The organism is Thalassotalea litorea, from assembly GCF_005843925.1.
In the GTDB taxonomy this organism is placed as follows: Bacteria; Pseudomonadota; Gammaproteobacteria; order Enterobacterales; family Alteromonadaceae; genus Thalassotalea_A; species Thalassotalea_A litorea_A.
In genome coordinates, this window is record NZ_VCBC01000009.1 from 24,159 (window position 1) to 39,038 (window position 14,880).

General features: G+C 44.9%; 14 protein-coding genes. 5 read left to right on the forward strand and 9 right to left on the reverse strand.

What is annotated here, in order from left to right; translation table 11 throughout:
• Positions 1-86: 86 nt before the first annotated feature.
• Positions 87-719: a fumarylacetoacetate hydrolase family protein gene (locus FE810_RS09970; protein WP_138319918.1), complete on the forward strand. Its 633-nt coding sequence runs from the start codon at positions 87-89 to the stop codon at positions 717-719.
• Positions 720-756: 37 nt separating this feature from the next.
• On the opposite strand, the gene FE810_RS09975 is transcribed toward FE810_RS09970, so the two are convergent.
• The 3 genes from FE810_RS09975 to FE810_RS09985 all read right to left on the reverse strand — a co-directional run bounded on the left by FE810_RS09975 (position 757) and on the right by FE810_RS09985 (position 3,042).
• Positions 757-1,083: a translation initiation factor gene (locus tag FE810_RS09975; protein ID WP_138319919.1), complete on the reverse strand. Its 327-nt coding sequence runs from the start codon at positions 1,081-1,083 to the stop codon at positions 757-759.
• 283 nt (positions 1,084-1,366) lie between these two features.
• A complete protein-coding gene (locus tag FE810_RS09980; RefSeq protein WP_138319920.1) occupies positions 1,367-2,293 on the reverse strand; it encodes an electron transfer flavoprotein subunit alpha/FixB family protein in 927 nt (308 codons plus the stop codon).
• On the reverse strand, positions 2,293-3,042 hold the full coding sequence (locus FE810_RS09985; protein ID WP_138319921.1) for an electron transfer flavoprotein subunit beta/FixA family protein: 750 nt from the start codon (positions 3,040-3,042) through the stop codon (positions 2,293-2,295). The genes FE810_RS09980 and FE810_RS09985 overlap by 1 nt, the downstream gene beginning before the upstream one ends.
• Before the next feature lie 345 nt (positions 3,043-3,387).
• On the opposite strand from FE810_RS09985, the gene FE810_RS09990 reads away from it, so the two are divergent.
• A complete protein-coding gene (locus FE810_RS09990) occupies positions 3,388-5,019 on the forward strand; it encodes an electron transfer flavoprotein-ubiquinone oxidoreductase (RefSeq protein ID WP_138320041.1) in 1,632 nt (543 codons plus the stop codon).
• 177 nt (positions 5,020-5,196) lie between these two features.
• On the opposite strand, the gene pdxH is transcribed toward FE810_RS09990, so the two are convergent.
• Positions 5,197-5,850, reverse strand: a complete 654-nt coding sequence (pdxH, locus tag FE810_RS09995) for a pyridoxamine 5'-phosphate oxidase (protein WP_138319922.1) — start codon at positions 5,848-5,850, stop codon at positions 5,197-5,199.
• A 289-nt stretch (positions 5,851-6,139) separates the two neighbouring features.
• On the opposite strand from pdxH, the gene FE810_RS10000 reads away from it, so the two are divergent.
• On the forward strand, positions 6,140-7,027 hold the full coding sequence (locus tag FE810_RS10000; RefSeq protein WP_138319923.1) for a polyphosphate kinase 2 family protein: 888 nt from the start codon (positions 6,140-6,142) through the stop codon (positions 7,025-7,027).
• Positions 7,028-7,032: 5 nt separating this feature from the next.
• A complete protein-coding gene (locus tag FE810_RS10005; RefSeq protein ID WP_138319924.1) occupies positions 7,033-7,512 on the forward strand; it encodes an NUDIX hydrolase in 480 nt (159 codons plus the stop codon).
• A 49-nt stretch (positions 7,513-7,561) separates the two neighbouring features.
• Here FE810_RS10005 and FE810_RS10010 read toward each other — a convergent pair whose 3' ends face one another.
• Genes FE810_RS10010 through FE810_RS10030 form a run of 5 tightly spaced genes read right to left on the reverse strand, consistent with a single transcriptional unit; the run spans position 7,562 to position 12,241 of the window.
• Complete coding sequence (locus FE810_RS10010) at positions 7,562-8,221, reverse strand: 3-oxoacid CoA-transferase subunit B (RefSeq protein WP_138319925.1); 660 nt, start codon at positions 8,219-8,221, stop codon at positions 7,562-7,564.
• An 8-nt stretch (positions 8,222-8,229) separates the two neighbouring features.
• Entirely contained in the window at positions 8,230-8,931 is a 702-nt protein-coding gene (locus FE810_RS10015; RefSeq protein ID WP_138319926.1) for a CoA transferase subunit A, read from the reverse strand.
• A gap of 25 nt (positions 8,932-8,956) precedes the next feature.
• Positions 8,957-9,724, reverse strand: a complete 768-nt coding sequence (locus tag FE810_RS10020) for a 3-hydroxybutyrate dehydrogenase (protein ID WP_138319927.1) — start codon at positions 9,722-9,724, stop codon at positions 8,957-8,959.
• Positions 9,725-9,727: 3 nt separating this feature from the next.
• Positions 9,728-10,891: an E22 family MetX-like putative esterase gene (locus tag FE810_RS10025; RefSeq protein WP_138319928.1), complete on the reverse strand. Its 1,164-nt coding sequence runs from the start codon at positions 10,889-10,891 to the stop codon at positions 9,728-9,730.
• Positions 10,892-10,945: 54 nt separating this feature from the next.
• Entirely contained in the window at positions 10,946-12,241 is a 1,296-nt protein-coding gene (locus tag FE810_RS10030) for a GntP family permease (RefSeq protein ID WP_138319929.1), read from the reverse strand.
• A gap of 307 nt (positions 12,242-12,548) precedes the next feature.
• Between FE810_RS10030 and FE810_RS10035 the strand changes: the two genes are divergently transcribed.
• The gene (locus FE810_RS10035; protein ID WP_138319930.1) at positions 12,549-14,852 is read left to right on the forward strand and encodes a TonB-dependent receptor; all 2,304 of its coding nucleotides are present in this window, start codon (positions 12,549-12,551) and stop codon (positions 14,850-14,852) included.
• Positions 14,853-14,880: the final 28 nt, after the last annotated feature.

Genomic DNA, 14,880 nt, shown 5'->3' on the forward strand with positions numbered 1-14,880 from the left:
TTGGTGTAATCATTAGTATAGTTGACATTATTTATGCTGCTTGTTTGATCCGCAGCGATGTTTGTTATTTTCGACGGTGACTTTTTATGCATTCAATTCGTTTTCATCAGCAAGATATCTACCCCTCCAAAATCGTATGTATTGGACGTAATTATGTAGAGCATATTCATGAGTTAGGAAATACAGTTCCGGAAGATATGGTCGTGTTTCTTAAACCGAATTCTGCGCTGTCGAGTATTTTGCATGCAAAGCACAATGAGCCACTGCATTTTGAAGCGGAATTAGCCTTTTTATATCAACAAGGAAAATTCACCGCGGTGGCTGCGGGATTGGATTTAACCAAACGGGGTTTGCAGAGCCAACTTAAAGCGCAGGGCTTACCCTGGGAGCGAGCGAAGGCGTTTGACGGTTCGGCTCTATTTAGTGAATTTGTAGCGATTACGGATACAACATCGGATGGCACTGATATTATCGAGGAATTAAGCATCAGTTTGTACATCGACAATGTATTGCAACAACAGGGAGGTGTCGCAATGATGATGTACTCACCCAAGGATATTCTTCAACAACTTAGCCAGTTTATGACACTAATGGACGGGGATATCGTGATGACAGGTACGCCGAAAGGGGTAGGACGTGTGGTATCTGGAAAGTGCTACAAAGCAACCGTTAGCCGACAAGGCGAAATCTTAGTTTCCCATTCCTGGGAAGCGGGTTAATCCGCTATCCACTGGAGTCGAGGTGGAAAGGCTGAAACTAACCGCCGATAAACTTCACTTTGAAACCGGCTTTTTCTAGCTCAGCTTTGATCACATCGCGTTTATCACCCTGGATCTCAATGGTTTCATCAATCACGGTCCCGCCGGTACCACATTTTTGTTTTAAGGTCTTTGCCAACGCTTTCAGTTCTTTTGGAGCCAACCCTAATCCGGTAATAGTGACCACGCCCTTACCTTTACGACCTTTGGTCTCTCGTCGGACTTTGGCGAAACCATCCGATGGGGTAATCGTTGGCGCTTGTGGTTCCTCTTTAATTCGACCACCATCAGTTGAAAATACTAACTTGGATAATTGATCGCGCATTGCAAATTCACTTTATAAAAATCGGTTGTTGTAGGGATTATAACTGCTTTGGTTTTCACTTCGCAAAAGAGAATCACATCAATCTGCATAAATCGCGCGTAATGAAAACCGTCTAAAACCATTGCCAGCAGATCAAAACAGAAGCGGACAGTACAAAAAACAAATACAAAAACACCTGCAGATGCAGGTGTTTTTATTGTTTGAGTTTAATCAGCGCGTTAACTGCGTTAACTACTTAAAACGCATGACATGTCTTAGCCGCGCTAAGCAAATCCCGTTTAGATTAAAGCTTACTCTCTAATTCAGGTAGCACGTCGAACAAATCGGCCACAAGACCGTAATCTGCAACCTGAAAAATTGGCGCTTCGCTATCTTTGTTGATGGCGACGATGACTTTAGAGTCTTTCATACCAGCAAGATGTTGAATTGCGCCGGAAATACCCACCGCAATATACAGATCCGGGGCGACAATTTTACCGGTTTGACCAACCTGCATATCGTTAGGAACAAAACCTGCATCGACGGCTGCGCGAGATGCACCAATGGCCGCGCCCAGTTTGTCAGCAATGCCTTCGAGCAATTGAAAGTTTTCACCGTTCTGCATGCCTCGACCGCCTGAAATTACCACAGAAGCGGCACCTAAATCCGGACGTTCAGATTCGGTAAATTCATCTTTTACGTGGCTGGAAATGCCTGCGTCTGTCGCTTGTGACAGATTTACAACGGTAGCGTTACCATCCGTAGCCACTGCATCAAATGCCGTAGCGCGTACGGTAATGACTTTTTTACTATCTAAACTTTGTACGGTGGCAATGGCGTTGCCGGCATAGATAGGACGAACAAATGTATCGGCGGATTCGACGCTGATAATGTCGGATATTTGCGCCACATCGAGCATCGCGGCAACCCGTGGCATAAAGTTTTTGCCCGTGGTCGTTGCGCTGGCGAGCAAGCAATCATAATCACCACTAATTTCATTCACTAACAGGCTGATATTTTCTGCAAGCTGCTGTGCATAGGCGGCATTATCGGCGACCAATATGTTTCTTACCCCATTGGCTTTGGCCGCTTGTTCGGCGACTGCGGAGCAGTTTTCACCGGCAACAAGGACATCGACTTCGCCACCAATTTTTTGAGCGGCGCTCAATGTTTTCAACGTTTCAGCTTTGAGGCTGTTATTGTCATGTTCTGCAATTACTAAAATAGCCATTAGATCACCTTCGCTTCATTTTTTAATTTTTCGACCAGCTCATGCACTGACTCTACGACAACACCGGCTTCACGTTGCGCTGGCGGCGTGACTTTTAAAAGTTTACTGCGAGGGGATAAATCAATGCCGAAATCCGCGGCGCTCTTCACATCTAAAGGTTTACGCTTTGCTTTCATGATGTTGGGTAATGAAGCATAACGAGGCTCATTTAAGCGTAAATCAGTTGTGATAATTGCGGGCAGGTTGAGGCTTAATGTTTGCAAACCGCCGTCAACTTCACGTGTGACCGAAACTTTATCACCGTCGATACTCACTTCTGAGGCAAATGTGCCTTGGGCGTAGCCGGTTAAGGCAGCGAGCATCTGACCGGTTTGGTTATTATCACTATCGATGGCTTGTTTTCCCATCAATACAATTTGTGGCTGTTCTTCCTTGACGATCTGTTGCAATAATTTCGCAATATTTAGCGCATCCAAATTTCCTTCTACATCTATCTGGATTGCACGATCTGCACCTAACGCCAGAGCGGTACGAAGTTGCTCCTGGCAGCTTTTATCGCCAATGGATACCGCAACTATTTCCGTTGCCACGCCTTTTTCTTTGAGGCGTACCGCTTCTTCAACGGCAATTTCACAAAATGGGTTGATTGCCATTTTGGTATTCGCTAAATCCACATCAGTGTTGTCGGCTTTGACCCGAACCTTGACGTTGTAGTCAATCACTCGTTTGATTGGCACTAAAATTTTCATATTAACCCCATGGTGCCCGTGGCACGAATCTTCTTGGTGCAAATTACACCTGTATTTTTTTAATTAATTTACTGCACTTGCTGGTCAAATTCAATCAAGTGTTTTAAATTGATGTTTTAATTTTCTCGTTGTGTGCATGAAAGATTACTCACGCAGGGTCAAAAGATCAATGACAGCGGGGGTAGAAACTGATGTTTAGTATTCGCACAAAGTGTTCACATAGGTTTCCGAATGATAAAGTGCTATAACGTACTCAACAAACAACGAAGGCTATTGCAAATAGCCAGCTAGAATTATTACAACAAGTATTAACGTGAAAAGGGGGTTTACGTGGAACGTGAATCGATGGAATTTGATGTCGTGATTGTGGGGGCTGGCCCGTCCGGTTTATCAACGGCAATCAAATTGATGCAACAGGCTCAGGAAAAAGAACAAGAGCTTATGGTGTGCGTGGTTGAAAAAGGCTCGGAAGTAGGAGCTCATATTCTATCTGGCGCAGTATTGGAGCCCCGTTCACTGGCGGAGCTTTTTCCAAACTATGAAGAGTTAGGTGCGCCGGTACATACCAAGGTAACTGGCGATGATATCTATTATCTGACAGGCGCTGAGAAGGGAACGAAGTTACCGGGTTTTGCCACCCCAAAAACCATGCATAACGAAGGCAACTACATTGTTTCCATGGGCAACGTATGCCGTTGGTTGGCAGAGCAAGCTGAAGCGCTTGGGGTTGAAATTTTTCCCGGTTTCCCTGCACAGCAGGTAATTTATGATGAGGGTAAAGTTGCCGGGGTGATCACTCAGGATATGGGCCTTGATAGTGATGGTAATCCAAAAGATTCCTATATGCCGGGCATGGAGTTACGAGCCAAATATACGGTATTTGCTGAAGGTTGCCGAGGTCATCTGGGTAAAGAGCTGATCGCTAAATTTGCCTTGGATGAGGGGAAATCTCCTCAGCATTATGGTATTGGTTTTAAAGAAATTTGGGACATTGACCCTGACAAACATCAACAAGGTCTGGTGATTCATAGCGCGGGTTGGCCATTAACGGGGGATACTACCGGTGGTGGGTATTTGTATCATGCCGAGAATAATCAGGTCTTTGTCGGCTTGATTGTGGATTTAAACTACTCAAATCCGCACTTAAGCCCATTTGATGAATTTCAGCGGATGAAACACCACCCTGTATATAAACAGTATCTTCAAGGCGCAAAGCGAGTTTCCTATGGTGCACGAGCGCTGGCCAAAGGTGGATATAATTCACTGGTTAAGATGACGATGCCTGGTGGATTGCTCGTCGGTTGTGACGCCGGTACGATTAATTATGCCAAAATCAAAGGCAATCACACGGCAATGAAGTCGGGTATCTTGGCCGCGGAAACAATTTTTGACGCGCTGGCCAGTGGCGATCAAGGTGGTAACGATTTAGTCGACTTTACCCAACGATTTGAGTCCTCTTGGTTGTACGACGAGTTATACAATACTCGCAATTTTGGCCCGGCGATGCATAAACTCGGGACATTTGCTGGCGGTGCGTACAACACGCTGGATCAAAATGTATTTGCCGGTAAATTGCCGTTTCAATTTAAAGATGAAACTCGAGATTATGCGCAGTTAAAACTGGCAAGCGAAGCGCCGATGATCCATTACCCGAAACCCGATGGCGAACTAAGTTTTGATAAATTAAGCTCTGTGTTTTTATCAAACACTAATCACGAGGAAGAGCAACCGTGTCATTTGAAGCTTAAAGATGCTCTGATCCCGATCACGGTAAACTGGCCTAAATATGGTGAGCCCGCGCAACGTTATTGCCCGGCTGGTGTTTATGAGGTTGAAGAAAGTGATGAAGGTGCAAAATTTGTGATTAACTCGCAAAACTGCATTCATTGTAAAACCTGTGACATCAAAGACCCAAGTCAAAATATTACCTGGGTGACACCGGAAGGTACTGGTGGGCCGAACTACCCGAATATGTAAGGTAAACAAAAAAGGCGCTGTTAGCGCCTTTTTTTTATGGTGACAAAGGGGGATAAAGGTGACAGCTTGAAAGGGATAACTTTTAAGCAGCTGACAACGAATATCTCTGAATTCTGCCTTCTTAACGCTACAACCTTTAATGCCTTATTTAAAATAAAATGAGGCATTGCTACTGGGCTACGGTTGGAGCAAATAGGTTTGCCAGTTACCGTCGATTTTTTCAAAGCACAATCGATCATGCAGACGGTTCGCCCTACCTTGCCAAAATTCTATATAGTGGGGGACGACACGATATCCCCCCCAAAACTCCGGTAACGGGATATCTTTACCGGAAAACTCATCTTCAAGATGCTTTTCGATTTGGTGCAATTCGTCTTTGCTAGCGATTTTTTTACTTTGCTTAGATGCCCAGGCGCCAATCTGGCTACCTCGACCGCGACTGTGAAAATACGCCTCGGATTCTTCCTTGCTGATTTTCTCTACACGCCCTTCAATGCGCACCTGGCGCTGTAACACCCCCCAGTGAAATAACAACGCAACTTGGTTATTGCCGGTTAATTCCGCACTTTTGCGACTGCCATAATTGGTAAAAAACACAAACCCTTGGTGATCGAAAGATTTTAACAACACCATGCGTGAAGAAGGTTGTCCCTCGGCACTACAGCTACTTACCGACATCGCTTCAGGCAACAATAAACCGGATTTATTGGCGTCTTCGAACCAGGTGGAAAATAAAGAAATCGGGGATTTATCTTTAGGGATCTCGGCCATGGGGAGCGCGACCCCTTGACCAAATGTGAACAAACAGCGGATTTTTTCTAAAAATGTCATTGGCTTAGAAGTTCAGTAAATAATCTTATTCTAACAGGTATCTTTTACGATTAAACCTTGATGATGTTTTGTTAAGGTTTACTCATAAGGGGGAGTTTTCATGATAAAACGCTGCGCTGCCTGATATTGGTTGTTGTTAGGGAGTAAAAATGATTATTGTTTGTTTTAGAACGTTTTTTATAACCTTGTTTTTTATAATCTATTTGGCAAATATTAAAATCTGTACTGTAATTAAAAGGTCACAAAACAATAATAAACTGAGATCTTTTTGGTTCCCCCTTTATCAATTATGAAAGTAAACAGTGTTCATTACATTGATACCCCTTATGAAGGTATCAGTGAGGCAGATTATCTAATAGAAAAAAAGCGTCTTCAGGTAGAATTACTGAAGATCCAACAGCGCCTTGTTCGTGAGAATCAACGTTTAGCGGTAACGTTCGATGGCAGGGATGCAGCCGGTAAAGGTTCAACCATCAAACGCTTCACTGAATTTTTGATCCCCAGTTTTTTCAATATTGTCGCCTTAGGCATTCCCACCCCTGCGGAATCTAAGTATTGGTTTCGGCGCTATGAAAAGAACCTGCCAGAGCCCGGGAATATCGCATTTTTTGATCGTTCCTGGTACAACCGGGCGTTAATCGAACCTGTGATGGGGTATTGCACCGAAGGTCAGTATAAATACTTTATGAAAAAAGTGCTGGACTGGGAACACAAGCAAATAGACAACGGCCTGTTACTGGTTAAGTTTTACCTTTCGGTTGATGCCGAAACACAATTGTTGCGTTTTGAAGACCGATTAAGGAACCCGCTCACTTATTGGAAATTTTCCGATAACGATTTAAAAGCCAGGAAAAAATGGAAGTTATATACAGACTATAAATTACAGATGCTAGCCAGTACATCGTCGGTGAAATCGCCTTGGGTGATTGTTCAAGGCAACAATAAACGCGAGACTCGCTTAACCTGTATGCTACATTTAGTCAGACTGCTCGGCGAAGACGATTTTACTCCGATGACAGGAGAGCGGATCGTTAAGAATCAGGAAATCGAAGTCGCCGGTGTGAAATTTAAAGGTTTGAGCTTAAGACAAATCGCTGTACTTGAAGACCTGCAGGACAAAGCAGATAACTTCCCGCCTGCTAAATTGGAAAAGGTTCAAACCAGCAACACTGAGTAGCGATTATGACGTCAGAAACGAAAAAAGCGACTTTGAAAGATACCCTCGGATTGCCAACCATTGCTTCTGCCGGAGGTCTGGTTTACAACGATTCCCATCATATATTATTAATGTTCAAACGCGGAAAATGGGATATGCCTAAAGGCCGTATTGAAGAAAATCAAGCGGTTGAGATAACCGCGTTACGGGAAGTGAATGAAGAAACCGGCTTGGATATCAATAAGTTAGAAATCACCGGTAAGCTGGTTTCTACCTGGCACACAACCCGGCATGGGAATACCAAGTACTTAAAGAAAACTCACTGGTTTTTGATGAAATACAGCGGTGATGATGATAAGACTGACCCGCAAATCGAAGAAGGCATTATTGAATGTCGGTGGGTGCATTTAAGTGATTTACCGGAATATCGAGAATTGTTAACCGCGAGGGTGAACTATGTGGTCGATTTCTGGCATCAAAATATGGCCTATACACCCAGAAAGTAAACGATTGCAGCGCCAAGATTATCGTCGCGATAATCTGGCGCTTTTTGATTTAAGAAAATGTCATTTCCGGCACATCGTCGCTTATCACAAGCTCTCCATCGGTCAGTGCTTGGATCTCCTCAACGCTAACACCCGGTGCACGTTCTAATAGATAAAACTTGCCATCTTTAATCTCGATAAACGCGAGATCGGTCAGCACTTTTTTAATACAACCTTTGCCGGTAAGTGGCAAAGTACACTGTTTTAACAGCTTAGATTGACCATGTTTTGAGGCATGGGTCATGGTAACTATGATATTGTCTGCGCCAGCAACCAAGTCCATGGCACCGCCCATTCCTTTGATTAACTTACCCGGGATCATGTAAGAAGCGATATTGCCTTCAACATCAACCTCAAAAGCGCCCAATACCGTGAGATCCACATGACCGCCACGGATCATTGCGAACGATTCGGCACTGTCAAATAACGATGCGCCTTTAACCATAGTCACCGTTTGTTTGCCGGCATTAATTAAATCGGCGTCCAGCGACTCTTCGGTAGGGAAGGCGCCCATGCCAAGTAAACCGTTCTCCGATTGCAACATAACGTCCATCCCTGGAGGAATGTAATTAGCCACAAGGGTTGGGATGCCAATCCCCAAATTAACGTAATATCCGTCTTGTAATTCCTGAGCCACACGCATGGCCAGTTGTTCTCTTGATAATGCCATGTAACCTCCTAGCCTTGAGAAAGAGTGCGTTGTTCGATACGTTTTTCAAAGGTACCTTGAATCAGGCGATCGACATAGATCCCCGGGGTGTGGATTTGATCAGGATCTAGGCTTCCGAGCGGGACAATTTCTTCCACTTCAACGACAGTGATTTTCCCAGCAGTTGCTGCCAGTGGATTAAAATTGCGGGCGGTTTTTCGAAAAATCAGATTGCCGTATGGGTCGGCTTTATAGGCTTTTACGATGGCAAAATCACCGCGTATGCTCTCTTCGAGTATATATTTTCGGCCACCAAATTCGCGTACTTCTTTACCTTCCCCCACTGGGGTGCCGTAACCGGTTGCGGTAAAAAAGGCGGGGATGCCCGCGCCACCGGCACGCATTTTCTCGGCCAGCGTTCCCTGAGGCGTTAATTCAACTTGCAATTCGCCATTCATCATTTGCCTTTCAAATTCGGCGTTTTCGCCAACGTAAGAGGCGACTATTTTTTTGATTTGGCGCTCGCCTAACAGCAATCCTAAACCAAAGTCATCAACACCACAGTTATTAGATACCAGGGTCAGCCCTTTGGTCTTTTGTCGTTGAATTTCTTTAATTAGGTTTTCTGGAATACCGCACAGACCAAAGCCGCCGGCAATCACCGTCATATTATCGGTAAGTCCTGCTAGCGCTTCTTCGTAGCTACCAACCACTTTGTTAAATCCTGACATACTTACTCCTGTATTTGAAAACGGACTATTTAACCGTCCAACCGCCGTCGAGTACTAACGCTTGACCTGTCATGTTGCATGCGTGGCTGGACGCAAGAAACTCAACGGTATGGGCAATTTCTTCAATGTCGATAAATGATTTTTTCGGCATAGGCTCAAGCATGATTTTGTCGACGACTTCAGCTTCACTCATACCGTGTTGTTTCGCCTGATCGGCAATTTGTTGTTCTACCAAAGCGGTTTTAACATAGGCAGGGCAAATGGTATTGATGGTGATATCCGTATCTGCGGTTTCTAAAGCAATGACTTTGGAAAAACCTAATAAGCCATGTTTAGCCGAGACATAAGCCGATTTAAATGGCGACGCGACAAGACCATGAATCGACCCGATATTGATAATTCGCCCAAACCCCTTGGCGCGCATTTTTGGTAACATCCGCTGGCAGGTCCTGGCCGGCCCCACCAATAAAATATCCAGTATTAATTGCCATTTATCCATTGGAAAGTCTTCTAAACGAGAGACATGCTGAATGCCGGCATTATTGACTAGCACATCGATATCAATATTCTCGATATTCGCCATCAAACGCTCCAAGTCGTCGATGCTAGTGACATCTAAAGGGTAGCCGCAAGCGTTTAGTCCCTCTTTGGCAAGCTTGGCCAAAGCATCATCGACTCGCGCTTGATTGATATCGGTAATAATAATGTGATGGCCTTTTTGCGCCATGGCTTTGGCAACGCCAAAGCCGATACCACTGGCGGCGCCCGTGATCAACATGGTTTGTACTGTCATAGTTTACTGCTCCAGAAATGCACTCAATTCATTGGCTTTACTTTGGATTGAAAATATCCCGTCCAGGTGTCCCCATTTGCCTTCGATTTCATCATATTGTGAGCCTTCGCCGATGAGTTCATGGGCCTTTTGGGCCATGGCCGGGTAAAGCAATAAGTCATTGCTGGCAGGCAAAAACAGGGTTTTGGCTTTGACGTTTTGTAATGCACTGGCAAGATCATTGCCGTAACCGGCGATAAAGGTCTGGTTGGCTCGAACCAGATACAAAATATGATTGGCATCGATGAGTTTGGTGCGCTTTTCTGCGGCACCATATAGCCAGTCAACAACCGGATAATTGGCATTGATATCCATCAACGGCGCTTTTTCTAACGGGTTGTGGTTTGGATTAGACGCATTAAAAATCGCCGGGTGCATGGCTTCTTGCGTAATTAGCGCTAATGATTGCGTCAATCCGGTTATCGGTTTGTCACCGTCATAATAGTTACCCTGTTGCCAGTTTGGATCCTGTTTAATCGGGTAGGCCCATTTTTCTAATGCGGCGACTAACCAGGCATCGGCTTGTGCGGTGCCAATGACCGACACCATGCGCTCAACCATATCTGGATACGCGACCGCCCAGTCAATAGCCTGCATCGACCCCATGGATGGTCCGACGACGGCATGCAGCTTTTTGATACCAAGGCTGTCTAATAACGCTTTTTGGACATTCACAAAATCGCGAATGGTTACTACCGGAAACGTTAACCCAAACGGTTTTTGAGTACGTGGATTGATGGTTGCCGGACCTGTGGTAATGACATTTGGATCATAAGCACTGGCATTCACCAATGTATCTGAACTGATCACATAGTATTTATCCGTATCAATCGCTTTGCCGGGTCCAATAATGGCATCCCAATAACCCGGTAATGGGTCGGTTTCGGCATATTTTCCCGCGGCATGGCTATTGCCAGTAAAATAGTGTGTGATCAGGATCACATTGGATTTATCATCATTTAACTGACCATAGGCTTCCCAGCCAATATTGACCGTGTCGATAGTAGAACCATTAAACGTTTTAAAATTATTAACGGTAAATTGCTGTTTGTTTACCAGCATTGTCTCGGCAAACGCCGAACTGACTAGCAAAGACACAGATAACAGCAGTATTTTTATCATATTCATTCTTGTTACCTTCTTATTCTTCGTTTCTTATTAATAACTTAGGTTATTCATAGTTTAGAACAGAATAAATAAGCCGATGGCAATTGCCAAACCAATTAAGGGGACAACACCTGTCATGGCAAACATTGACCAGTAGGCACTGGCATGGGTTTCCTTACAGATTGCACGAATCGTCGTTACCACGTATCCATTGTGGGGCAGGGTATCGAGTGCACCGGAGCTAATTGCAACGACGCGGTGTAACTCTTCCGGATTCACCCCCTGATCGATGTAATGGGGTGCCAGTAATGGCAAAGCAATCGCCTGACCGCCAGATGCCGAACCGGTTAAACCGGCGATGACACTCACCGCAACTGCAGCACCGATAAGTTCGTTGCCCGGTATTTGCGTCATGATATCTACCGCAACGTTGAATGCATCGGTAGATTTCGCTACCGCACCAAAGCCAACAACAGCCGCGGTATTACCGATTGCAATCAAGGCGCCAGTCGTGCCTTCCGTGATGGCATTGCTGATATTGTGAAAGTGTTTTGAGTTGATGATCATAATACTGATGACGCCGCCACCTAATGCCAGGATCAAAGCGTTATGACCAAACATATCATGGAAAGTAAAGGATAAAGCTAACACCACTAACAGTGGTATTACACCCGTTATTGGGTGTGGGTAGTCACGTTCAGGAATATGCGGATCGTCGTCACGATCTTCAAATTTTTCGCCATTGGCGACGGCTTTGGCAATCATCCGCTTTAACCACCAATAACCGAAAAAGGCCATGAAAATTGCCACGACTATGCTTACTTCCCAACCAGCATAAGGCGATGTGCCGAGGTATTTGATCGGGATCCAGTTTTGGATTTCGGGTGATCCGGCGGAGGTCATGGTAAAGGTCACAGAGCCAAAAGCTAAAGCTGCAGGGATAAACCGTCTGGGTAAATTTGCGTCTTTAAACAGGCTCAATGCCATTGGATAGACAGAGAATGCGACGACAAACAAATTGACGCCACCATAAGTTAAAATGGCACAGGCGGCGACAACCGCAAATACCGCTTTTTTCATCCCAAGTCGGTCAACAATCCAGCGAGCAACACTGTCTGCCGCCCCGGTATCTTCCATAAACTTGCCAAATAATGAACCAAGCAAGAACATAAAAAACCAGGAGGCGATAAAGCTGGTAAAGCCTGACATATAAGTGGCGACGAAATATTCGTCGCCGGTGAGAATGGCCATTTGGTTCGATACGGCAACGATTAGTGCACACAAAGGGGCACTAATAAAGAGGTTCATTCCTCGCATGGTCAGAACTATTAGTAAAACTAATCCGCCGACCAAACCCAGCATACTTAACATAGGTATTTCCTGAATTGGTGATAATTATTATTGTTGTTTTGATTGAAATAAACTGAGCTGCCAGGGGCGCAAGCTGCGAATTACTGTTCGCAGTCAATTGCAACCCCGTGGTAAATTGTGCGTCAGAATCAACACCTTGGGTATAGTACTTAAGTATGAGTTACTTTCTTTTCGTGATCGGCTAGATTGTGTTTTGATTGAATTAAATTACTGCAAACCAGATGATTAGTGTCAGCCACAATGGATGATGCCAAATCAAAAGATATTAAACATAACAAGAATAATTCCAAAATTAATTGGGGGAGATATGAAGTCAACCTATAGTAATTCACGCAAAACACTTTGTGCATTGGCCGTGAGCGCTGCAATTTTTGCACCGACAACGGTATTGGCGCAAGAAGAACAAGAAGCACTGGATAGTGCAGGTCTTGAGCGTATTGAGGTTACCGCGCGTAAGACGGTCGAAAATCTGCAGGAAGTACCCGTTGCGGTTACGTCCATTGGTGAAGAAGAGTTATTGCTAAACGGTATTGAAGTAATGACTGAAGTTCAGCAGTTTTCACCAAATACGACGCTACAGCGCAGCCGTGGTACTAACTCTACAATCACTGCCTTTATTCGTGGTGTTGGTCAACAAGATCCATTGTGGGGTTATGAGCCAGGTGTTGGTATTTACGTGGATGATGTCTATATTGCCCGTCCACAAGGTGCTGTGCTTGATTTATTAGATGTTGAGCGCATCGAAGTGTTGCGTGGTCCACAGGGTACCCTATACGGTAAAAATACCATTGGTGGTGCAATCAAATACGTTACTAAGGAAATGAGTGGCGATGCCGAATTCGGTGTGCAAGGTACCGTCGGCACCGATAACCAGTTAGATTTTAAAGTGACAGGTCAATTGCCGGTCATCGACGATATGCTGTATGTGGGCTTTGGTTTCGCGTCGTTGCAGCGTGATGGTTTTGGTGAATATCTGGAAATCGACCCGCAATTGGGTGACCAGGATAACGAAAACTACAATAAAGATGTGATGGCTGGCCGGGTAACGGTGGAGTTCCGTCCTATCGATGATTTGTTCTTCCGTTTTAATTACGATAAGACAGAAGATGAATCCAATTCCAAAGGTGGTTACCGTTTATTACCAAGTATCCTGACCGATGCGCCAGTACCTGACAGCGTTTATGATTCTTATACCTCGCTGCCAACCTGGAACAAAGTAGAGCTTGAAGGGTATAGCTTCACCGCAAACTGGGATCTGTCTGATAACAGCAGCATCAAATATACCTTCGCTGATCGCGAAAGTTACTCACCGACTAACATTGATTTTGATAATACGCCACTGCGTATCTTCGATGTACCGGCGATTTATGATGATGAGCAAACTACCCATGAGTTGCAGTTTAATAACGTTGGCGATAACCATACATTTGTGGCCGGTTTATATCACTACGATGCGCAATCCTGTGGTCAGTTTGAAGCGATACTTGAAGTGTTAGGTAACGCATTAGGCGCGCCTGGTCTGACTCGTGAAGTAAGTGGTTGTTCAAATGGTACGTCGCAAGCGGCTTACGCACAACTATCCTATGATCTGACGGATCAGTGGTCTGTTACCGCAGGTGGCCGTTATACCAAAGATGAGAAAGACGCCATCGTTAATAATGGTTTGATTTTTGCCACGGTTTATCCTGAATCCGGTTGGGTTGATGGATACGTTCGCCCAGAAGGGGATTTGGTTCCTACCGTACTTGATGACTCCGATGACTGGTCAAAATTCACGCCACGCCTTGGTGTTGAGTTCCAGGCAACGAATGACATGATGTTCTTTGCAAGTTTCGCTCAAGGATTTAAATCCGGTACCTTTAACCCTCGTGCTACGACAGCAGAACCGGCGGCAGATCCGGAAAATGTAGATTCGTACGAAGTGGGTATGAAAGCCGAGTGGTTAAACAATGCATTGCGAACCAATGTAACCTTGTTCTCATTGGATCATGAAGATCGCCAATACATCTCGGTACTTCCGGGCGAAAGCTCGACCGACTTGAACCAGCGTTTAGGTAATATCGGTAGCTCAGAAGCGCAAGGTTTGGAAGCTGAAATTTCCTGGCAAGCCATGGAAAGTCTACGCTTCGATGTGGCGTTAGGTTATATCGATTCTGAATTTAGCGAAGTTATCGATTTCGATGCAGATGGTAATCCATTCGATAAGTCCGATCGCTTTACCGTTTCCAATACTCCGGAGTATACCTTCAACTTCGCTGCTAACTACACCTTAGAGACCGGTGTTGGTGACTTCATCTTTAATGGTAACTACTACTATCGCGATGATTATGTGTTGTTTGAAGAAAGTAGTTTGTTAACGCAGGAAGGTTATGGCTTGGTTAACCTAAGCGTGAACTGGTACTCCAATAGTGGTGACTGGTATGCGGGTCTGCATGTTAAGAACTTAACTGACGAAGAGTACCTGATTGGTGGCTATCAATTCGTTACGCCGGATCCGTCCGACCCAACGAACACCGATTTGTACACCGCAGGTCTTGGTGGCGATAATACCCTGATTGGTTATTATGGCGACCCACAAACAATCTCGTTAACTGTGGGTTATAACTTCTAATAACCGTTCTGGTAAGTCTGGTATCAGA